General features: G+C 62.9%; 16 protein-coding genes. 10 read left to right on the top strand and 6 right to left on the bottom strand.

Annotation, left to right across the window (positions count from 1 at the left end; all coding sequences use genetic code 11):
* Positions 1-24: 24 nt before the first annotated feature.
* From ACZYTC_RS33115 to ACZYTC_RS33105, 3 genes are all read right to left on the bottom strand, one after another.
* Positions 25-972: a S1/P1 nuclease gene (locus ACZYTC_RS33115; protein ID WP_488991634.1), complete on the bottom strand. Its 948-nt coding sequence runs from the start codon at positions 970-972 to the stop codon at positions 25-27.
* Positions 973-1,073: 101 nt separating this feature from the next.
* Positions 1,074-1,547: a thermonuclease family protein gene (locus ACZYTC_RS33110; RefSeq protein WP_488991633.1), complete on the bottom strand. Its 474-nt coding sequence runs from the start codon at positions 1,545-1,547 to the stop codon at positions 1,074-1,076.
* 219 nt (positions 1,548-1,766) lie between these two features.
* A complete protein-coding gene (locus ACZYTC_RS33105) occupies positions 1,767-2,315 on the bottom strand; it encodes a cytochrome b (protein ID WP_488991632.1) in 549 nt (182 codons plus the stop codon).
* A gap of 233 nt (positions 2,316-2,548) precedes the next feature.
* Here ACZYTC_RS33105 and ACZYTC_RS33100 point away from each other — a divergent pair, with 233 nt between their 5' ends.
* From ACZYTC_RS33100 to dinB, 4 genes are read left to right on the top strand one after another with little or no spacing between them, the layout of a single operon-like run.
* Entirely contained in the window at positions 2,549-3,310 is a 762-nt protein-coding gene (locus tag ACZYTC_RS33100) for an ImuA family protein (RefSeq protein WP_488991667.1), read from the top strand.
* The gene (locus tag ACZYTC_RS33095; RefSeq protein ID WP_488991631.1) at positions 3,225-4,748 is read left to right on the top strand and encodes a DUF6504 family protein; all 1,524 of its coding nucleotides are present in this window, start codon (positions 3,225-3,227) and stop codon (positions 4,746-4,748) included. The genes ACZYTC_RS33100 and ACZYTC_RS33095 overlap by 86 nt, the downstream gene beginning before the upstream one ends.
* A complete protein-coding gene (locus ACZYTC_RS33090; RefSeq protein ID WP_488991630.1) occupies positions 4,745-8,011 on the top strand; it encodes an error-prone DNA polymerase in 3,267 nt (1,088 codons plus the stop codon). The genes ACZYTC_RS33095 and ACZYTC_RS33090 overlap by 4 nt, the downstream gene beginning before the upstream one ends.
* 4 nt (positions 8,012-8,015) lie before the next feature.
* Positions 8,016-9,278: a DNA polymerase IV gene (gene dinB / locus ACZYTC_RS33085; RefSeq protein WP_488991629.1), complete on the top strand. Its 1,263-nt coding sequence runs from the start codon at positions 8,016-8,018 to the stop codon at positions 9,276-9,278.
* Between the two features lie 58 nt (positions 9,279-9,336).
* Here dinB and ACZYTC_RS33080 read toward each other — a convergent pair whose 3' ends face one another.
* Positions 9,337-9,927 carry an SOS response-associated peptidase gene (locus tag ACZYTC_RS33080; protein WP_488991628.1) on the bottom strand — a complete coding sequence of 197 codons (591 nt, stop codon included), beginning with the start codon at positions 9,925-9,927 and terminating at the stop codon, positions 9,337-9,339.
* Between the two features lie 58 nt (positions 9,928-9,985).
* Between ACZYTC_RS33080 and ACZYTC_RS33075 the strand changes: the two genes are divergently transcribed.
* The 6 genes from ACZYTC_RS33075 to ACZYTC_RS33050 all read left to right on the top strand — a co-directional run bounded on the left by ACZYTC_RS33075 (position 9,986) and on the right by ACZYTC_RS33050 (position 18,343).
* Positions 9,986-10,495, top strand: a complete 510-nt coding sequence (locus ACZYTC_RS33075; RefSeq protein WP_488991666.1) for an SOS response-associated peptidase family protein — start codon at positions 9,986-9,988, stop codon at positions 10,493-10,495.
* Between the two features lie 385 nt (positions 10,496-10,880).
* The gene (locus tag ACZYTC_RS33070) at positions 10,881-12,128 is read left to right on the top strand and encodes a PDDEXK nuclease domain-containing protein (RefSeq protein ID WP_488991665.1); all 1,248 of its coding nucleotides are present in this window, start codon (positions 10,881-10,883) and stop codon (positions 12,126-12,128) included.
* Between the two features lie 392 nt (positions 12,129-12,520).
* Positions 12,521-13,717 (top strand): DUF932 domain-containing protein, encoded by a 1,197-nt coding sequence (locus tag ACZYTC_RS33065; RefSeq protein ID WP_488991627.1) that lies wholly within the window; start codon positions 12,521-12,523, stop codon positions 13,715-13,717.
* 167 nt (positions 13,718-13,884) lie between these two features.
* Positions 13,885-16,005, top strand: a complete 2,121-nt coding sequence (locus tag ACZYTC_RS33060; protein WP_488991626.1) for a ParB/RepB/Spo0J family partition protein — start codon at positions 13,885-13,887, stop codon at positions 16,003-16,005.
* Between the two features lie 72 nt (positions 16,006-16,077).
* The gene (locus ACZYTC_RS33055) at positions 16,078-17,109 is read left to right on the top strand and encodes a DUF7146 domain-containing protein (RefSeq protein ID WP_488991625.1); all 1,032 of its coding nucleotides are present in this window, start codon (positions 16,078-16,080) and stop codon (positions 17,107-17,109) included.
* Positions 17,110-17,422: 313 nt separating this feature from the next.
* The gene (locus tag ACZYTC_RS33050; RefSeq protein ID WP_488991624.1) at positions 17,423-18,343 is read left to right on the top strand and encodes a DUF2493 domain-containing protein; all 921 of its coding nucleotides are present in this window, start codon (positions 17,423-17,425) and stop codon (positions 18,341-18,343) included.
* 318 nt (positions 18,344-18,661) lie between these two features.
* On the opposite strand, the gene ACZYTC_RS33045 is transcribed toward ACZYTC_RS33050, so the two are convergent.
* Together ACZYTC_RS33045 and ACZYTC_RS33040 are read right to left on the bottom strand one after the other, a co-directional pair.
* Positions 18,662-18,838 (bottom strand): hypothetical protein, encoded by a 177-nt coding sequence (locus tag ACZYTC_RS33045; RefSeq protein WP_488991623.1) that lies wholly within the window; start codon positions 18,836-18,838, stop codon positions 18,662-18,664.
* A 35-nt stretch (positions 18,839-18,873) separates the two neighbouring features.
* Entirely contained in the window at positions 18,874-19,710 is an 837-nt protein-coding gene (locus ACZYTC_RS33040; protein WP_488991622.1) for an IS5 family transposase, read from the bottom strand.
* Positions 19,711-19,815 lie beyond the last annotated feature (105 nt).

The raw sequence follows: 19,815 nt of genomic DNA, 5'->3' as shown, positions 1-19,815 counted from the left end.
GCCCCGTGCATCCGTGCTCCCTCCTTATTTCAGCGCCTCATTGAGGATCTCTGCCAGGCGCGCGCCAGCGAGGGCAGCCCGGGCGCGAGCGATGGTGCGGGCGCGGGTCTCATATTCACGCGTAAGCATCACCGGATTGGCCCCGGTCGAAACCGGCGGCGCGTAGGCGTAGTTTTCCGCAATCGCCTTGCTTTCCGAGGCCCAAGCCTCGGGATCGAGGACTTTCAGGTCCTCGCCGCTCACATCGAACGAAGCAATCCCTTCCTTGCCTCCCGCATCGAACACTGCGCCAAAGGCGGAGGAATAACCGCCGAACGTCCGATCCCAATAGGCGTGCAGTGAGATGACCTCGCCCGTCGCGGGGATCACAGTTTCTTCATTACCGCCTCGATCGCCTGCCGGCAGTTCGCGCGTATACCGAGCCGTGGCATGCAGGGGCTGATGAAGATCGCCGACGATGTGGAGCATCCAAACCAGATCATAGGATCTGACATCATCAGAAGCCCCCGACGAGGTGGGGAGGGCAGCGATCATTTTCTTGAGCTGGGTGACAGCATCAACCTTGTTCTGCTCCCCGGGATGGTGCCGTCGGGTGAAAAAGCGATGTCCTTGTAATGCCAGTAATCGTGCTGATTGCGGTCGGCATAACCGATGTTCTGGCCGGGCCGTGGGCGAGTTTGGATCATCGCGCGTATAGCCCGATCCCTTCATCTTGATATCGTCAGCCCAGCTTGCGGCGTGAACGAACGCATACATTCTGGCGGTCGTTTCGTCTGGCGCGCCGGCAATCCATTTCTGATAGCTGGGATTGAGGCGCAGCAGCTGATCCGCCTTTTCTTTCGGACCGTCTCTCAGCCGTTGATGCGCAACATAGGCCACCTGCCTATGTCCTCCATCCCACCATGCCTGGGCTTTCGATAGAGGGGCAGTGAGTGAAAAGGATAAAAGTGCGACAATAGCCAGCTTGCGCATCGCATCGCTCCCACCTGGGTGAACGGTTGCTGCCATAGTGTCAGCATCGATGTGAAGTGACTGTGACGGGCCTCGGAGAGGGAGAAGCGTGACCCCTTGGGCTAATCGCTTCCCGGAGCGGCGTCTGGCCCACACCAATAGAGCTGTCGCTCCTCACGCGCGGCACGGCCGGCTTTCCATGGCCGGGCCAGATCTTCGCGGACGAGTTGCATGCCGGCGTTGAGTCCCGACGGACTACCGACCCGTAAAGCGGCCAAGGTACGCCCATAGATGTCTCGACGCCCGCTGCGCTCGACATAGACGACCTTGCCCCGGATCAGTTGCACCAGTCTTGCCTTGGCCTTGAGGCCTTGCTCCAGCCCTTCCTTGCAGTCGGGGTGAAACACTTCGGGCGCGTCGATGTCGGGAAACCGGACGCGTTCCGAACAGCCTCGACCAGGCATTTTACATGGCAAGGCGACAGTGTCGCCATCCAAAACGATGATGCGGTCGCCCTCGACGGCCTCATAGGTGGCAGCGCGGGCTGGCGAGAGGAGCGGGAGGAGGGCAAAGGCGACGCACAGAACGGATTTCATTCTTCCTCTTAGCAGTAAGTCTTGGGCGGTTTCGAGATCGATACCTGTCGGCTGCGTGTCTTGTGCAACGTTTTGGCATTGCCGCCGCACCTTCCTCGCCGTTCCGGGCCTTCCATCGTCATTCGAAGCTCTGTTGCCGAACCGTTCTCTCCAAACCACGTCCTGTGATTGAAAGAGTCTGTCGCTTGCAGATCTCTGGCTCCGATAGCGAAGATGCGGCTATTTGATCGCCCGGGGTGTGAGCATGCGGCTCAGCACGGCATCCCTCCTGTAGAATTGATGCCAGCAAACCGCCGCGAGATGGAGTCCCACCATCGCATACAGCACCCACGCTCCATGATCGTGCAGCCATTCGCCGGCCGATGCTATCGCTGAATCATGCCCCAACAATCGCGGCCACTGAAACAGGCCGAACCACGGCAGAGAGTAGCCGCCGGCAGCCGAGAACATGTAGCCGGTGACCGGCATGAACACCATGAGACCGTAGAGGGTCCAGTGCGCAGCATGCGCGGCAAGACGCGCTGCAGGATGCTCGCTTTCACGCGAGGTGGCTACCGGCCAGATCAATCGAAAGGTGAGGCGCGGCAGCAGCAGCAAGGCTGCGGTGAATCCCAGCGACTTGTGAATCTCCAATATGAATTTTCGAATGGGCGTGCCGGCCTCCAGGAAGGAAGCCCAAAGGCCGAGTCCGAGTGCGACAAGAATGATGGCCGCCATGGCCCAATGGAAAAAACGCTGCGGGCGTGAATAGCTTTTGATCGATTGCATCCGTTCCTCAGATCGTTCGTCAACGTTCCAGGTCTCGCCTCCCAGCGCCCCGCGTTTAGCGCCCTCTCACGACCGAACTTGGGCAAGCCCATGCAGGGGGACCGCGCCCTACCCTCTGGAAGAACGAGCACTGCGTACTTGCCTCGAGGGAGCGGGTGGAATCTTCCTTGACTCTCTCGCTGGAAAATCAGAACAAATAGTGAACATTATGGTGAAGCTATTTTTGGAGGTTGATAGGGAGCTTGCGATCCGAGGCGGCCATAGCGTCCTTGCGTGGGCAGATCGAACAGATCGAGGGCACGGGGCGACGCGCACGATCGGTTCTCCCGTTCGGGATCGCCGAGGTTGATGCACGGCTTCCAGGCGGAGGGCTGGCACGTGGTGCGCTTCATGAGGTGGCTGGCGGTGGCAACGGTGCGGTCGATGGTGCGGCCGCTGCCCTGTTCGCCGCAGGCATCGCCGCGCGCACAAGCGGCAAGGTTTTGTGGTGCATCACACGGCCGGACCTCTTCGCGCCGGCGCTCGCCCAGGCCGGCCTCGCACCGGACCGGGTGATCTATGTCGAGGCTGGCGACGACAAGACGGTGCTCGCTTGCATGGAGGAGGGCCTTCGCCATGGCGGTCTCGGCGCTGCCGTCGCCGAAGTCGCCCGCTTGTCGATGACCGCCTCACGCCGGCTTCAGCTTTGTTCGGAAGGAACCGGGGCGATCGGCATCGCGCTTCGGCGTTGGCGGCGGCATACGGACACTGCCGATTTTGGCCAACCGACCGCCGCGATGACGCGTTGGCGAATTTCGGTTTTGCCGTCGCAAACGCTGCCTGTTCCCGGTGTCGGCCGGCATCGCTGGCTCGTGGAACTGATCCGTGCCCGTGCGGGCGAAAGTGCCGATTTCGAATTGGAGGCATGCGATGTCACGGGTTGTCTCGCTCTTCCTGCCGACCTGGTCCACCGACAGGCTGCGGCGCAAGGCTGGCGAGGCGGCGCCTCCGCCTGAGGCGCCGCTCGTCCTGATCGGCCGGGAAGGAAGCCGGCGCATCGTGGTGGCCGCGGACGCTGCTGCCCAGGCCGCCGGTCTTCACGTCGGCATGCCCGCAGCCAAAGCGCAGGTTCTCGTTCCCGGCCTGATCGTCGGGGATGCCGACCCCGTCGAGGATGCGGCTGCCCTGGAACGCCTGGCGCTGTGGGCATTGCAACGCTTCGCCCCGATCGTCGCTGCCGATCCTCCCGATGGCATCGTCATCGATACGACCGGTGCCGACCATCTCCACGGCGGCGAGCAGGCCATGCTCGATATGCTGATCGATCGGCTCGCCAAATCAGGCGTGAGAGCATGCGCCGCCGTCGCGGACAGCTGGGGTGCGGCTCACGCCCTGGCGCGCTTTGCGGCGAGGCCGAGCATCGTCGCGCCACCGGGGCATGGCGGGCCCGTCTTGATGGCCTTGCCGCTGGAAGCGCTTCGATTGCCGCCAGCGACGTCGACTGACCTGCGCGTGCTGGGTTTCGAGTGCATCGGCGATCTCCTCGCGCAGCCGCGCGCTCCGCTCCTGCTTCGTTTCGGGCCGGAGCTTGCGCGCCGTCTCGACCAGGCGCTGGGAGCGTTGGCCGAGCCGATCGACCCGGTGCGCTCGCCCGATCTGATCGAGGTGCGTCGGGCATTTCCCGAGCCGATCGGCGCTGCCGAGACCATCGCGCGCTATATCGGCAAACTCGTCGACAAGCTCTGCGCCGCGCTCGAGGAGAAGGGGAGGGGCGCGCGACGTCTCGACCTCCTCTGCCATCGTGTCGATAGCCGCATTGCAGCCATACGGGTCGGCATGGCGCAGCCGGTGCGTGACGCAAAACGCCTGACCCGCCTGTTGTGCGACAAGATCGAGACGATCGATCCGGGCTTCGGGATCGAGGCCATGACGCTCGGTGCGACCATTGCCGAGCCGCTGGAGCGCAAGCAGGTGACCAGCAGCCTGATTGAAGCTGCCAGGCCGGATGTTTCCGATCTGGTCGACACGCTCGCCAACCGCGTCGGCGAACGCGCAATCTATCGGGCGGCACCCGTTCCCAGCGACGTGCCGGAGCGCTCGGTGTGCCGGATAGCGGCGATGGCGCCCGATACCGGCGCGACCTGGCCAGGCCACTGGCCGCGGCCCTCGCGCCTGCTGGTTCGTCCCGAACCGATCGACACCGTGGCGCTCCTGCCGGATCATCCGCCGGTCTCCTTCATCTGGCGCGGCGTGCGCCGGCGCGTCAAGCGCGCCGACGGGCCCGAGCGCGTCTTCGGCGAATGGTGGAAGCGCGAGGCAGAATTCGTGGCGGTGCGCGATTATTTCCGGGTCGAGGACGAGGCCGGCGAGCGCTACTGGCTCTATCGCGCCGGCGATGGCGAGGATACCGCCACCGGCTCGCAGCGCTGGTATCTTCACGGGGTGTTCGGATGAGCGCCCGTTATACCGAGCTTCAGGTCACCAGCCATTTCAGCTTCCTGCGCGGTGCGTCGTCCGCGGACGAACTGTTTGCCCGCGCCGCCTGCCTCGGCATCGAGGCGCTGGCCGTCGTCGACCGCAATTCGCTGGCCGGGATCGTTCGAGCCCGCGAGGCGGCCAGGGCGACGGGCGTGTGCCTGATCGTCGGCTGCCGGCTCGATCTTGCCGATGGCCAGTCTTTCCTTGTCTATCCGACCGATCGCCCGGCTTATGCGCGACTATGCCGGCTTCTCTCGCTCGGCAAGAAACGCGCGGGCAAGGCCAAGTGCGACCTTCATTGGGACGATCTGGTCACGTATGGCGACGGCCTTGTCGCCGTGCTCTTGCCGGATGTCGCCGATGCCGAATGTGGCCTACGCCTGCGCCGCCTGCGTGAGGCCTTTGGTGATCGGGCCTATATGGCGCTCACCTTGCGGCGCCGGCCCAACGACCAACTGCGGCTGCACGATCTTTCAAATCTGGCTGCGCAGATGCGCGTGCCGACCGTGGTCACCAATGACGTGCTCTTCCACGAACCCGGTCGGCGCGTTCTGCAGGATGTCGTGACCGCAATCCGCCACAATGTCACGATCGACGAGTTGGGCGAGCGTCGCGAACGCCATGCCGACCGCTATCTCAAACCTCCCGAAGAAATGCATCGTCTGTTCGCCCGCTACCCGCAAGCCCTGGCCAGGACGCGGGAGATCGCGGAGCGCTGCCGCTTTTCGCTGGACGAACTTGCCTATCAATATCCCGAGGAGAGGGACGATCCCTCGCTGACGCCGCAACAGACGCTGGAGAAGCTGACTTGGGAAGGCGCCGAGCGGCGCTATCCCGAGGGGCTACCGGACAGAGTCCGCGCGACCCTCCTGCACGAATTGCGGCTGATCGAAAAGCTTGGCTATGCGCCTTACTTCCTGACGGTCAATGCGATCGTCCGGTTCGCGCGCTCACAGGACATCCTGTGCCAGGGCAGGGGATCGGCGGCGAACTCGGCCGTGTGTTTCGTGCTCGGTATCACCTCGATCGATCCCGGCCGCAACAATTTGCTGTTCGAGCGTTTCGTCTCCGAGGAGCGCCGCGAACCACCCGATATCGACGTGGATTTCGAGCATGAACGGCGGGAGATCGTGATGCAATGGGTGCTCGATAGCTATGGCCGCGATCATGCCGCCCTATGCTCGACCGTCATCCGCTACCGTACCAAGGGAGCATTGCGCGACGTCGGCAAGGCGCTCGGCCTGCCGGAGGATTTGATCAAGACGCTGTCAGGCATGGTCTGGGGCTGGTCGGAGGAGGGCGTCACCGAAGGCGAGGTCGAACAGCTCAATCTGAATAGCGCTGATCGACGGCTGAGGCTGACACTGGATCTCGCCCGTCAGCTTCAGGGCGCCCCCCGCCATCTGTCGCAACATCCCGGTGGGTTTGTCCTCACCCACGATCGGCTGGACGATCTGGTGCCGATCGAGCCCGCCGCCATGGCGGATCGCCAGGTCATCGAATGGGACAAGGACGATATTGATGCGTTGCACTTCATGAAGGTCGATGTGCTCGCGCTGGGAATGCTGACCTGCATGAAGCGCGGTCTCGATCTCCTGGCCGAGTGCAAGGGCATCGCGCTCGACCTTGCGTCCATCCCGGCTGAAGATCCGCGCACCTACGCCATGATCCGCAAGGCGGACACGCTCGGCACCTTCCAGATCGAGTCCCGCGCGCAGATGTCGATGCTGCCGCGTCTCAAGCCCCGGACCTTTTACGATCTTGTCGTCCAGGTTGCGATCGTCCGGCCCGGGCCGATCCAGGGCGACATGGTTCATCCCTATCTGCGGCGACGCGATGGCATCGAGCCCGTCCATTATCCCAAGCCCGAGCTCGAAAAGGTGTTGGGCAAGACGCTTGGCGTGCCGCTGTTTCAGGAGCAGGCCATGCGGGTTGCGATCGAGTGCGCCGGCTTCACGCCCGGCGAGGCCGATCTGCTGCGCAAATCCATGGCGACCTTCAAGCACACAGGCGGGGTCTCCTCGTTCAAGGCCAAGCTCGTCGACGGCATGGTGGCCAACGGCTATGAACGCGACTTCGCCGAAAAGACCTTCAAGCAGTTGGAGGGCTTCGGCTCTTACGGCTTCCCGGAGAGCCATGCCGCCTCTTTTGCCCTGATCGCCTATGCCAGTTCCTGGCTCAAATGCTGGCACCCCGATGTGTTCTGCGCGGCATTGCTCAATGCCCAGCCCATGGGGTTCTATGCCCCCGCCCAGATCGTCAGGGACGCGATCCAGCATGGCATCGACGTGCGGCCTGTCTGCGCCAATACCTCGCGATGGGACTGCACGCTGGAGTGCACCGGCGACGAGAGCCGTTTTGCCGTCCGCCTGGGCCTGAGCATGGTCAAGGGGCTTGCCAATATCAATGCCGCGTCGATCGTTGCTGCCCGGGCCGACCAACCCTTCAGCTCGATTGACGATCTGTGGCGTCGGGCCGGCGTGCCCCAGGCGGCGCTCGTCCAGCTTGCCGAAGCCGATGCCTTTCGTGCCGCCCTCGGTCTTGCTCGGCGTGAAGCGCTGTGGGCCATTCGCGCGCTGCGCGACGAACCGCTGCCGCTCTTTGCAGCCGCATCCGCCCGGGAAGCCGCAATCGTCCCGGAGATCTGCGAGCCGAACGTCTTGCTGCGCCCGATGACCGCCGGCGGGGAGGTGGTGCAGGACTATGGCCATGTCGGATTGTCGTTGCGCGCTCATCCGGTCTCCTTCCTGCGCGAAGATCTCCGCCAGCGCCGGATCATCAGCTGTGCGCAGGCGATGAACGCCCGTGACGGCCAATGGCTGGAAGCTGCCGGTATCGTTCTCGTGCGCCAGCGGCCGGGGAGCGCCAGGGGTGTGTTGTTCGTGACCCTGGAAGACGAGACGGGCATCGCCAATCTCGTGGTCTGGACCAAGGTCTTCGAGGCTTATCGCCGTGTCATCCTGTCGACCTCGATGATGGCGGTCCAAGGCCGGATCCAGCGCGAAGGTGAGGTGGTTCACCTCGTCGTGCACAAGGTCGCGGACCTCTCAGCCGAACTTGCCAGTGTCGGCAGTCGCGATGGGGCCTTTCCGCTCCCGCATGGTCGCGGCGACCACGCACGACAAGGCGTCAGCCCCGATTCCCGTGAGCGTCCCCCCAAGGGGCTGCGTGCACGGGATTTCGTCGATCCTTACGGCCACATCTGCGAGCTCAAGGTGAAGACGCGGGATTTCAGGTGAGAACATGGAGACGCTCGCCACCATCCTTCATGCCGACCTCGATGCCTTCTATGCTTCGGTCGAGCAACTCCTCGACCCCGCTCTGCGCGGAAAGCCGATTGCCGTTGGCGGCGGTGTGGTGCTGGCGGCGAGCTATGAGGCCAAGGCCTTTGGAGTGCATGGCGGCATGTCGGGCCGCAAGGCGCGCGAGCTTTGTCCGCAGCTGATCCTCGTTGGCGGGCACTTTGACCACTATCAGCGCCTGGGCGATGCGGCCATCGCGATCCTGGGCGACTTCACGCCGCTGGTGGAGCGCATCTCGATCGACGAAGCCTTCGCCGATGTCGCCGGTTGCACCCATCTCTTCGGTACGCCGGCCGCAATCGCTGCCACCATTCGAGGGCGTGTACGCACCGAACTCGGTCTGCCGATTTCCATTGGCGTGGCGCGGACCAAGCATCTTGCCAAGATCGCCTCCCAGGTCGCCAAACCCGACGGCCTGCTTGTCGTCGATCCCGAGCATGAGCTCGACTTCCTGCACGAGCTCCCGGTCGCCCTGATGTGGGGCGTCGGCCCGGTGACCGAGGCCAAGCTCAAGGATCAAGGCATTCTCACCATCGGACAGCTAGCCAACACGCCGGGCCATTCGATCGGGCGGCTGCTGGGCCATGCCGCCGGCGAAAAGCTTCGCTCGCTCGCCTGGAACCGGGATCCCCGCGAGATCCGCACGCAACATCGGGCCCGTTCCGCCGGTGCGCAGTCGGCATTGGGGCGACAGCCGGCCGTCGAACGCGTGTTCGGGCCGGTTTTGCTTAAGCTTGCCGATCGGGTCGCCTCGCGCCTGCGCGCTAAGGCGTTGGCCGGCTGGACCGTGACCGTACGCGTCCGATTTGCCGATATGCGCGCCGTCACGCGATCGGCAACGCTCGGCGCGCCAATCTCGGCGACGACGATGCTGGCCGAGATCGCGACCAGGCTGGTGCGTTCCGCGCTCGCCGATCACCCGCGAGAAGCCATCATCACCCTGGTTGCGGTCTCCGTCTCGCATTTTCACAAGCAGCCGGAGATTCAGCTCGATCTTCCGCTCGGCCTTCCCGATGAGAAACGACGGTCCGGTGCACGTCGGGGCGCCGCGCGCGAAAAAGCCGATCGCGCCATGGACGCCATCCGCCAGCGTTTTGGGCGCGAGGCGGTGGGTTACGCGACGGCGGCGCTGGATCGAAAACGTTCGGTTCCAGATGCATTCAGAGCGCTTGCGGAGAAAGATCTCGATGGACCGGAAAGCTGAACGCTGTGCCAGATCCTCGCCATTGCCCGGCTCTTTCCCGGCATCATGCCCTACAAAGTCATCCAACCTGCGTGACGGACAATGATCCGGACGGCAATGGCCCGATCAGCGATTGGGCGGGGATGGACGGATCGAGCCAATCGATCCAAGCAGCACGATCCAGAATGACGACCTGACGGTTGTGATAGGGGGCGATGTCGGGACCAGGCTCCATCGTCAGCATCGTGAAGGCCTCGCCAACCTCCTTGGTGTCGCGCCAGATGCCGGCGATCGCAAGAAGCGGCTCGTCCTTCTTCGCGAATAGCCATTTGTCCTTGCGCTTCTTCTTCGGATCCTCCGGTTCGGTGAACTCGTAAAAGCCATCGGTGATGATGAGGCAGCGGTTGGATCCGAAATCCCGCCCCTCGGACCGGAAATTATAGACGGGTTTCTTGTTGCTCCCCGGCCAGCTCCACCTGCGGTTCACCAGATCGCCTTCGCCGCGCATGTCCGGAACGCTTTTGACGACCGGGGCGACATTGGTGATCTTGATGTCCTCCCGAGCCTCGAAGTTCGGACGGCCCTCCGAAAAACGGATCTTGATCTTGAGGTCCGCGAAATCCTCCATGACCGATGCGAGATCGACCAGCAAGCGGTAGTCATTGCACATCCACCCTCCCATACCCGCGCCATTGTCAAGCGAGTTCGTTCCTGTTATGTTCTGAGGCATCATGAGCGCAACGGCTTTCGATTCAGCCACGTCGCTCGACGATCGCCGTGTCATCATAAGACGAGATGGCCGCGGTGTTGAGATGGTCGAGCGACCTTGGGGCTTGCAACCGCTTGAAGTGGGCGGGCGGGCCTTTACGCTCATTCGCTCGGAGGGGCGCAGTTTCCCGAGCTTCCGCTGCCTGGTGCCGGCTTCCGAGTTCCGAAACCGCGTGAACGGCAAGCCTTATCGCTACCGGCTTGCCGATGGCGACTGGTTCTATTTTGCGGGCATCTGGCGCCCAGCAACCCGCGACTGGCCGGAATCCTACGCAATTCTGACGATTGCGGCCAATGATGACATCGCGCTGTATCAGGATCGTCAGATGGCGGCGTTGCGTCGGGAAGAGCGGATGGCATGGCTCGACCTGACGCGGCGAGAAGCCGAGCTGCTGCGGCCTTTGCCAAAAGGGACTTTTCGTGTCGAGCGCTATCGGGAAGAGCCGGGGCAGGCCGCATTGGCGCTTTGAGTTCTGACCATTGCGATGGATGAACTGGATACGTATACGGCAAATCGGAATGCCTGAAGGGATAGAAGACGCCTTTATATGTTCGGTGGGTTATCCTTGCTTTTCCTCGACCGATTCTGGTTGCGGAACAGGAGAAAACAGTATGCCAGGCATGATCGACATCGTGATCCTTCATGCTTTCGCATGCACCCGGACAAGCCGAAACCGAGAAAACCTGTCCGATGGCGACAGGTTCGCCAGTGGCCACCTCCTTTCCAAGTCATCGCCTAAGCGCAGGGAGATGGCAGAGTGAGCCGCAGTGTCTAAATCTCCAACCCCTCGCGTCGGAAGTGGCGGATCGGCCGCCGAGATCGATGCTCGCAGCTATTCCGCCTTCGTCGGCGATTTGAAGCAGAAGATCGCCGCGGCAAGACACAGGGCCGGCCTTTCGGTCAATCGCGAACTGATCGTTCTTTATTGGAGCATAGGTCGCGACATTCTGGGGCGGCAGGAACGCGAGGGCTGGGGCACCAAGGTCATCGAGCGCCTGGCCGAGGACCTCGGCCGGGCCTTCCCTGAGATGACGGGACTATCGGCGAGAAATCTGAAATATATGCGCGCCTTCGCCGAAGCCTGGCCGGACGGTGAATTTGTGCAACAGGTTGTTGCACTACTGCCATGGGGCCATAACCTGCGCCTCCTCGACGCGGTCAAGGCACCCGAGACGCGCGCCTGGTATGCCCGACAGGCGATCGAACATGGCTGGAGCCGGAATGTCCTCTCTCACCAGATCGACAGCAATCTTTTCGCTCGTCAAGGCAGTGCGCTGACCAATTTCTCGCGCACCCTGCCGGCTGAGCAATCCGAGCTGGCGCAGCAGATCCTCAAAGACCCTTATGCATTCGAATTTCTCTCGCTCGGCCCTCAGATGCAGGAGCGGGATCTGGAACGCGGGCTTATCGAGCATCTGCGCTTGCTCATCCTTGAACTCGGCAAGGGCTTTGCATTCGTCGGCAGTCAGTATCATCTCGAGGTTGGCGGCCAGGACTATTATCTCGATCTGCTCTTCTATCACCTCCGTTTGCGCTGTTTCGTGGTGATCGAATTGAAGATCGAGGATTTCAAGCCCGAATTTGCGGGTAAGATGAACTTCTATTTGTCCGCCGTCGATGACCAGTTGCGCCACAAGGATGACAAACCCTCCATCGGCATCATTCTTTGCAAGGGACGCAACGAGGTGATCGTGGAATATGCGGTGCGCGATTCCAGCAAACCCATGGGCATTGCCCAATATCTGCTTTCTCAGGCTTTGCCGCCTCAGCTTCAAGGAGATCTTCCGACGGCCGAAGAGTTTGCACGCGAGTTCCCGTTGATGTCGGTGGTCAAGCTTCGCATCGAAATCGAACGTGCGCTCCGTGACCTCGTCGCATCCAGAGGCATCGCGGTAAGCCAACCGGTCGGTATCATGACCATGTTGCAAGACCTGCAGCGCCATGGTCGTACGCCCGCTGGCACTGACCAGATGCTCGACGCTCTGCGCGTCATCAATGAAGCCTCGCATGGTGCTGATATCGATCCAGTCGCCGCGACGCAGGTCCTCGATATTGGCAGGGCATTCCTCGCCGAACTCAGGGCTTCGAACGCCAACGACTGAGGTGTTTGGGGCTGCCGCAACAGTGCCATGTCGGCCGGTCTCTCGCCACACACAAAGCAGCGATAGCCGCCTACGTCAGGGCCAAGGCGCCAGCAAGTCTTCGGTGGGCAATCACCCATAAAGCCTGCCGCCAGATCGCCGTGCACATGGCGGCAATTATCAGCCGCGGTGCTCGTACGGCCATCTCGCCTTTCATGATCTCGTTGAACGTCTCTCGGAAATCGCTCTGTCTTGAAGGCGGGCCGCATAAAGCGGGATTAGGTTTGGCCCGGCCGGCGCGGGTTCGGGGCTCGGTACGGCGCTCCCGTGAGAGTGAGAGGGTGGACGGAATTTCCGCGACGGGTTGAAGGCTGGGAGAGAAGCTTCCGGTGCCCGTCATGGAGATTGGTCTCATGACCCAGGTTGGAACACAGGCTGGCGGTCGCGCTCCGAGTGGTGGCTACAGGGTGGATGCGAGCCGCGGCGAGCGCATCGGGCGGGTTTCCTCGGAATGGTTTTCGCGCCCGGCGGACGAGCGATATCTATCGCTCGCAGAACTGGCCCGCTCCGTCCGCGATCGGTCTGAGCGCAGTCGCACCCGTGTTGTGGAGAGTGCGCTGATCCATGTCGAGGCCAGCCGCGATGATCCCGGGCGGCTGTCGCTGATCCTGCCGGATTCGGATGCGCCCGTCGCCCCCACGCATTGGAGCTTCGGTCAGCTTGCGAGCCAGGTCGGGGCGCCGGCCACCTATCTACGTCAGCTTCCGGCCGCTCTTGCGGGCATCAATTTACAGTATGGTCTGGCCTCCCACCGGGCCGAGCAGATCAAGACGCTGGAAACCGACAATGGCCGGCTCGAACTGCGGGCCGTGACTGGCCCCGACTATGGGCGCATCTATGATCATGAGTTGGTCGAAGCCGTGCAGCGCATTGCCGGCAACGGGACCGGCGACACCCGCTGGAAGGTACCCGGTGTGCTCGATTGGTCGACGGGCATCTACAATCCGCGTGTCGACATTACCAAGGACACGACCACGCTCTATGCCTCCGATCGTGACGTCTTTCTCTTCCTGGTCGATGATCTCAACCCCATCGAGGCCGGCAGGCTGCCGGACGGATCGCCGGATCTCTATTTTCGCGGATTTTACTGCTGGAACTCCGAGGTCGGGGCAAAGACACTCGGCATGGCGAGCTTCTATCTGCGCGCCGTTTGCCAGAACCGCAATCTGTGGGGCGTCGAGGATTTCGAGGAAATCACCATCCGCCATTCCAAATATGCCGCTTCGCGTTTTGCTCACGAGGCCGCACCGGCACTGCTGAACTTCGCGAACTCTTCAACCGTGCCTTTTGTCAATGGCATCAAGGCTGCGCGCGGGCGGATCGTCGCAAGATCCGACGAGGACCGGTCGGACTTTCTGCGCAAGCGCGGTTTCTCCAAGGCTGAGACCGGCAGGATCATCGAGACGGTGCTGGCGGAGGAGGGCCGTCCGCCCGAGACGATCTTCGACTTCGTGGCCGGCATCACCGCAGTTGCGCGCGACAAGCCTCACCAGGACGCCCGGCTCGAACTCGAGGGCAAGGCGAAGAGGCTGCTCGATCACGCCGCCTGATCCCGGCACGGCCGGAGAGCCGGGCCTGCGGTCTCCGACGTTGATGTTGTCACTTCGAATTGCTGGTTCCGTGGCGCTGCCCTCCAGAGTTAGAGGGCGGCGCTTTGCTTCGTGGGCGGGTTGGGTTCGAGAGAAAGGCTCTCGGCGCCCGTCGCGGAGTGAACATCATGGCCAATACCGTTCGCAAGATCGTCCTGTCGTCGTCGCGCGACATCCCCTTCAACAAGCTGGTGCTGAGCCAGGCCAATGTCCGGCGCGTCAAGTCCGGCGTCTCGATCGAGGAATTGGCCGAGTCCATCGTCCGACGCGGCCTGATCCAGAGCCTGCATGTGCGGCCAGTGCTCGATGCCGAGGGTGTGGAGACCGGCACGTTCGAGGTCCCCGCCGGTGGCCGCCGCTACAGGGCCCTGGAGTTGCTGATCAGGCAGAAGCGCCTTGCAAAGGCTGCGCCAGTGCCCTGCGTGGTCTCGGACGCGGAAAGCGGCATCCTGGTTGACGAGGTCTCGCTTGCCGAGAATATCGAGAGGGCTCCGCTGCACCCCCTCGACCAGTTCCGGGCCTTCCTCGCCATGCGCGATAAGGGCATGACCGAGGAGGCGATCGCCGCCGCCTTCTTCGTCCCGGTGCAGGTCGTGAAGCAGCGCCTGCGCCTGGCAGCCGTTTCGCCGGCGCTGCTCGAGGTCTATGCCGAGGATGGCATGACGCTGGAAATGTTGATGGCCTTTACGGTCTGCGAAGATTATGAGCGCCAGCAACAGGTCTGGGACGCCATCCGCAACAGCTGGCAGAAGGATCCCTATCATATCCGGCGTCTGCTGACCGAGACCACGGTACGCGCCTGTGACAAGCGGGTGGTGTTCGTCGGCATCGAGCAGTATGAAGCGGCCGGCGGCATCGTGTTGCGCGATCTGTTCCAGTCCGACGACGGCGGCTGGCTGCAGGATGTCGGCCTGCTCGACCGGTTGGTGACGGAAAACCTCAAGGCCGCGGCCGACGAGATTGCGGGGGAAGGCTGGAAGTGGGTCGAGGCTGCGGTGAACATGCCCTATGGCGCCAGCCATGGATTGCGCGAACTTGTCGGCACGATCATCGACCTGACCGACGAGGATCGGATGGCCCGCGATGCCCTGGAGGCCGAACACGACCAACTGTCGGACGAGCATGACGGCATCGAGGAGCTGCCGGATGCGGTTGATCGGCGCTTCGGTGCGTTGGAGGCGGCGATGGAGGCCCTCGACAAGCGGCCTGTTTCTTTTGAGCCTGCAGAGATCGCTATCGCCGGCGCTTTTGTCAGCATCAATGCCGATGGATCCCTTTTGGTCGACCGTGGCTATATTCGCCCCGAGGATGAAGTGCCGGTCACGGGAGGAGAGGGGGATGCGAACGAAGCCGATGGCGACGCCGACGATCCGGTTGCGCACGCCATTCGACGTTCCGTCATTACCATCGGCGGACAACCGGCCTCGGTTGACGAGGAGGAAGAGGGTGATGGCATCAAGGCGTTGCCCGAACGCCTCCTCATCGAACTGACCGCCCATCGCACCCTGGCGCTACGCGATGCCGTGGCGCAGAATCCGCAGGTCGCCACGACCATGCTGCTGCACAAGCTCGTCCGCGATACCTTTCAGCACAAGTCTGGGACAGGTTGCCTGGAGGTCTCTATCCGGCATGTCTTCTTTCCTGGCCAGGCCGACGACCTCAGCGACAGCCTCTCGGCCAAGGCCGTCGCCGAACGCCATCAGGGCTGGATGCAGGAGATTCCTGATGATGACGAGGCGCTGTGGGATTGGCTCGCCGGGCTCGACGAGGCCAGCCGCATGGCCGTGCTAGCCCATTGCGTCAGCTATGGGGTAAATGCCCTTCATGAGAAGCCCAACCCGTATGGTGGCAGCGGCGTCAGCGAGCAAGGCCTCAAGCTTCGTCTCGCCCAGGCCGACCGGCTGGCGCGGGCGACCGGGCTCGACATGGCGGAGGCCGGCTGGCAGCCGACGGCCAGCAATTATCTCGGCCGCGTCACCAAGGCCCGCATCCTGCAGGCCGTCACGGAAGGGAAAGGTCAAGCCGCCGCCGACCGGATCGCCCATCTCAAGAAAGGCGAGATGGCGAGTGAAGCCGAGACGCTGCTCGTCGATACAGGCTGGCTGCCCGAACCGCTGCGCTTGCCGGTCATCGAAACGGGCGGCGAGGAAACGGCGGCGAAAGACGGCATAACGGCCATGGGCATCGAGGACGCCATTGACGACAGTGATGAGGCGATCGGCGCACCTCACGCGGTCGCAGCAGCCTAACCCGTACTCCCACGACTTGGCTCACCTGGCCCGCTGGCTTTGCCGGCGGGCCTTTTTCTTGAGGAGGCCGCCATGACGGCGAAGACGCAAGATCTGGCGCGCCGGCTTGCCGAACACGCCGAGGCGGTATGCCGCCATTATCTGTCGGCCGGTCGCCGCCAGGGCCGGTACTGGCAGGTCGGCGACATCCGCAACACGCCCGGCCGCTCGATGTTCGTGCGGCTGCAGGACTCACCGAATGGGCTAGCCGGCAAATGGACCGATGCCGCGACGGGGGAACACGGCGATCTCCTCGACGTGATCCGTGAGGCGCTTGGCCTTGCCGACTTCGCCGATGTGATCAAGGAGGCCCGACGCTTTCTCAGTCTGCCACCGCCCGAGTTCGAGGAGCGGCAGGCGTGTCAGCGTCGTGCATCAGTTCCGTCTGGGTCGCCCGCGGCGGCGCGGCGGCTCTTTGCCATCTCGCAACCGATCGCTGATACGCTCGTAGAAACCTATCTGCGTGGCCGTGGCGTCACGGCCTTGATCGGCACGGCAAACCTGCGCTTCCATCCTCGATGCTATTATCGGCCAGACCACCATGGTTCGACCGAGACCTGGCCTGCCATGGTCGCTGCCGTCACCGATCTCAGCGGCAGGATCACGGGCGCGCATCGAACCTGGCTCGCCCCGGACGGGTCCGGCAAGGCGCCGGTCGACGTCCAGCGCAAGGCCATGGGCAATCTGCTCGGGCACGCGGTCCGCTTCGGCTATGCCCGCGAGGTTCTGGCGGCAGGCGAAGGCATTGAGAGCGTCCTGTCGGTGCGGGAGCTCATGCCCGGCATGGCGGCTTGCGCGGCCCTGTCGGCAGCGCATCTTGCCGCGATCCTGTTCCCCGATACTTTGCGCCGGCTCTACATCGTCCGCGATAACGATCCGGCTGGCGACGGTGCCCGAGACACGCTGATCGAACGGGCCAACACTGCCGGGATCGAGACGATGGCGCTTTCGCCTATGCTTGGAGACTTCAACGAGGATCTGCGGACGCTTGGGCGAGATGCCGTGCGCATGCAGATCCGGAGGCACCTCGCGCCCGAGGACGTCGCCCGTTTCATGCTCGGCTGAAATAGTCGGAAGGTCAGATCGCGTCGGCTGCCATCATCGTTGTTTGCTTCATACCTGAAGCCCTTGAGGGACCACCCTTGGCCTTCAAGAGGGCGATCGGCCCGCAAACCGGCCGGACAGGCAATGGCGTTGGCCGACTATTTTCCGCCAGCGGGACGAGCCCGCCTTTGCATCGCCAAGCAAAATAGCCGGCCTTTGCCATCCTTCGCTCACGCTTCGGCCCGGAGCTGTGCTCCGGGTGCAGGTTCGGCCCGCCTGCGGCTTTCGTCGCCATGAAGGCCGCGACGGTCGCGGTCCCCCGACGGAGCATCCCATGAGCACGCACGATGACGAACGCCAACCTGGCTCATCCCCCTTCGATCACATGTTGCAAGAGCTCCAACTTTACGGCTACCGCCCTTTCGAGAACGAACTCGATCCCCGGCCGCTCCCCGAAGGCAATCGTGTCGCCGGCGCCATCGCGGACATCTTCGACGCTCTGATTGCCACCTTGGAGGACACGCGCCTCGAACCCGATCTCGAAGACCTGCTCTGGTCGACCGTCAACCTCTTTCATCGGGCGAGCGACCGCATCGAGCGCCAACTCGACGATAACGAGCAGGCGCAGCGGCGAAGCCAGGGCGAGCAGGATGGCAGCGAGGTCAGATCGGTCGAACTCGAGCGCCTGACCGCCGAAGGGCAGACCCTGATCGAGCGCCGAAATGCCTTCGAACTGATGCGCGACCAGGCCGCCGATCACTTCGAACGGCACACCCGGTCAAGCTGGCGCCCGCGCACCGGATCGATGGTCAATCATCGTAACCTCATCGCCGCGGTGATCGATAGCCGCGATTTCCTGGCGGCCAGGCGGCGAGCCGAAACCGAGATTATGTTGCCTGCCGGGCCGAAGATCGCCTTTTCGGGTGGCGACACCGTCGACCACAAGCTGATCTGGGCAAAGCTCGATCAGATCCACGCCAAGCATCCCGACATGGCGTTGATGCATGGTGGCTCGCCAAAGGGTGCCGAAAAGATCGCGGCGCGCTGGGCCGACCATCGCAAGGTACCTCAAATCGCCTTCAAGCCGGATTGGGTGAGATACGCCAAGGCCGCGCCTTTCAAGCGCAACGACCGGATGCTGGCGGCCATGCCGATCGGCGTCATCATCTTCCCGGGTACCGGGATTCAAGAGAACCTTGCCGATAAAGCGCGCAAGCTCGGCATTCCCGTCATGAAGCTCGCCGACGGAGCCTAGCGTAGCGGATCGAGATTGTCCGGGCTTGGGCTTGAGACCATGGCATTTTCTGGATCGGATGATCTGAGACCGTAATCCACCTCGGACTCACCAGACTGGGGCGCAAAGGATGGGAGACGAGCTCACGGTGTTGAGATTGAGGCTCGGCCGCTACTTACCTGGCAATCCTGGCAGCGCGCATTTCGCGGACACGTTCATGGGCGCGGCCAGCATCGAACTGACCGCTCGAGAAATGGCAGATTTCTGCCGGCTTAACATTGGGCGGACCGACCAAATAGCATCGAAGCGACTACAGCGAAAAACTCTGCTCAGCCTCAATCAGGTTGACGCGCTGCCGGTCGAAGGATTGTGGCCCGACGTGCCGAACTGGTCGGCCGCCCTAAACAGATGCTCGAAATCGCGAACAATCAGAAAGCCGGCATCCGACAAAGCGTCGACAAATGCAAATCTTGCGGCTTCAACACTCTTCAGATCGGACATGGCTTTTTGGCACACATCCAAAGCATGCGCTTAGAGCCCGACTCGAAACTCTATGAGGGATAGCAATATCTTGCGATGCGTCTGGTGAGGAGCCTGAGGTTTGCGACGTGGACCCAGGCTTCTGCGCTTTGGATGGTTTTCTCGAAGTCCTTCGCGAGCCTGCGACAGCGGCCGAGCCAGGCGAAGGTTCGCTCGACCACCCATCTTCGCGGTAAGACCCCGAAGCCCCGCGCCTGGTCGGAGCGCTTGATGATATGGAGTGTCCAGGAACCGATCTTGCACAGCCGTTGGCTGAGTTTTCCGCCGCTGTATCCGCCATCGGCGAAGACATGGCGCAACCAGGGATAGCGATGACGGATGTCGTTCAGCGCGGCAACGGCCCCATCGCGATCCTGAATGTTGGCACCGTGAACCACGAGCCCGACCAGATGGCCAAGCGTATCGGTGACGATGTGGCGCTTGCGGCCTTGGACTTTCTTGCCAGCATCGAAGCCCCGGACGCCGCCGCTTTCTGTGGTCTTGACGCTTTGGCTATCGATGACGCCAGCAGTCGGGCTGGCCTCTCGGCCTTCCAGGTCGCGTGCTGCCGCGACCAGATGATAGCTGATCGTTTTCAGGAGGCCGCGATCACGCCAGTCGTAGAAATAGCGCTGGACGGTCGTGAACGGCGGAAAGTCCCGAGGCAGCGGCGACCATGCACAGCCGCTCGATGCCAGATAGAGGATCGCGTTCATGACCTCGCGCAAATCCGTCGTGCGAGGGCGCCCGATCGGTCTGGGTTCAGGCAGGAAGGGGTAGATCAACGCCCACTCCCGATCGGTCAGGTCACTTGAATAGCGTTGCCCTCGGCGTGCATGATCACGCCGAGCGGTTTCGGTCCAGGCCATTGTGGCCTCCATCATGTTTCGCAACCTGACGGAATCACAACCTGCTGAAACTGCTCAACTCTTTTCGGGTTGGGCTCTTAGAGATCGCTGCCCTCGTCCGGCCAC

Source organism: Labrys sp. F242 (assembly GCF_057813875.1).
The sequence above is the reverse complement of the archived record's forward strand: the minus strand, read 5'-3'. Positions and strand labels throughout refer to the sequence as shown.

Bases quoted from the DNA above. Each gene is read 5' to 3' on its own strand.
- dinB (WP_488991629.1), top strand. From the start codon at position 8,016: ATGGAGACGCTCGCCACCATCCTTCATGCCGACCTCGATGCCTTCTAT.
- ACZYTC_RS33080 (WP_488991628.1), bottom strand. From the start codon at position 9,927: ATGTGCAATGACTACCGCTTGCTGGTCGATCTCGCATCGGTCATGGAG.
- ACZYTC_RS33040 (WP_488991622.1), bottom strand. From the start codon at position 19,710: ATGGCCTGGACCGAAACCGCTCGGCGTGATCATGCACGCCGAGGGCAA.
- ACZYTC_RS33060 (WP_488991626.1), top strand. From the start codon at position 13,885: ATGGCCAATACCGTTCGCAAGATCGTCCTGTCGTCGTCGCGCGACATC.
- ACZYTC_RS33050 (WP_488991624.1), top strand. From the start codon at position 17,423: ATGAGCACGCACGATGACGAACGCCAACCTGGCTCATCCCCCTTCGAT.
- ACZYTC_RS33115 (WP_488991634.1), bottom strand. From the start codon at position 972: ATGCGCAAGCTGGCTATTGTCGCACTTTTATCCTTTTCACTCACTGCC.
- ACZYTC_RS33065 (WP_488991627.1), top strand. From the start codon at position 12,521: ATGACCCAGGTTGGAACACAGGCTGGCGGTCGCGCTCCGAGTGGTGGC.
- ACZYTC_RS33095 (WP_488991631.1), top strand. From the start codon at position 3,225: ATGTCACGGGTTGTCTCGCTCTTCCTGCCGACCTGGTCCACCGACAGG.
- ACZYTC_RS33110 (WP_488991633.1), bottom strand. From the start codon at position 1,547: ATGAAATCCGTTCTGTGCGTCGCCTTTGCCCTCCTCCCGCTCCTCTCG.
- ACZYTC_RS33055 (WP_488991625.1), top strand. From the start codon at position 16,078: ATGACGGCGAAGACGCAAGATCTGGCGCGCCGGCTTGCCGAACACGCC.
- ACZYTC_RS33090 (WP_488991630.1), top strand. From the start codon at position 4,745: ATGAGCGCCCGTTATACCGAGCTTCAGGTCACCAGCCATTTCAGCTTC.
- ACZYTC_RS33105 (WP_488991632.1), bottom strand. From the start codon at position 2,315: ATGCAATCGATCAAAAGCTATTCACGCCCGCAGCGTTTTTTCCATTGG.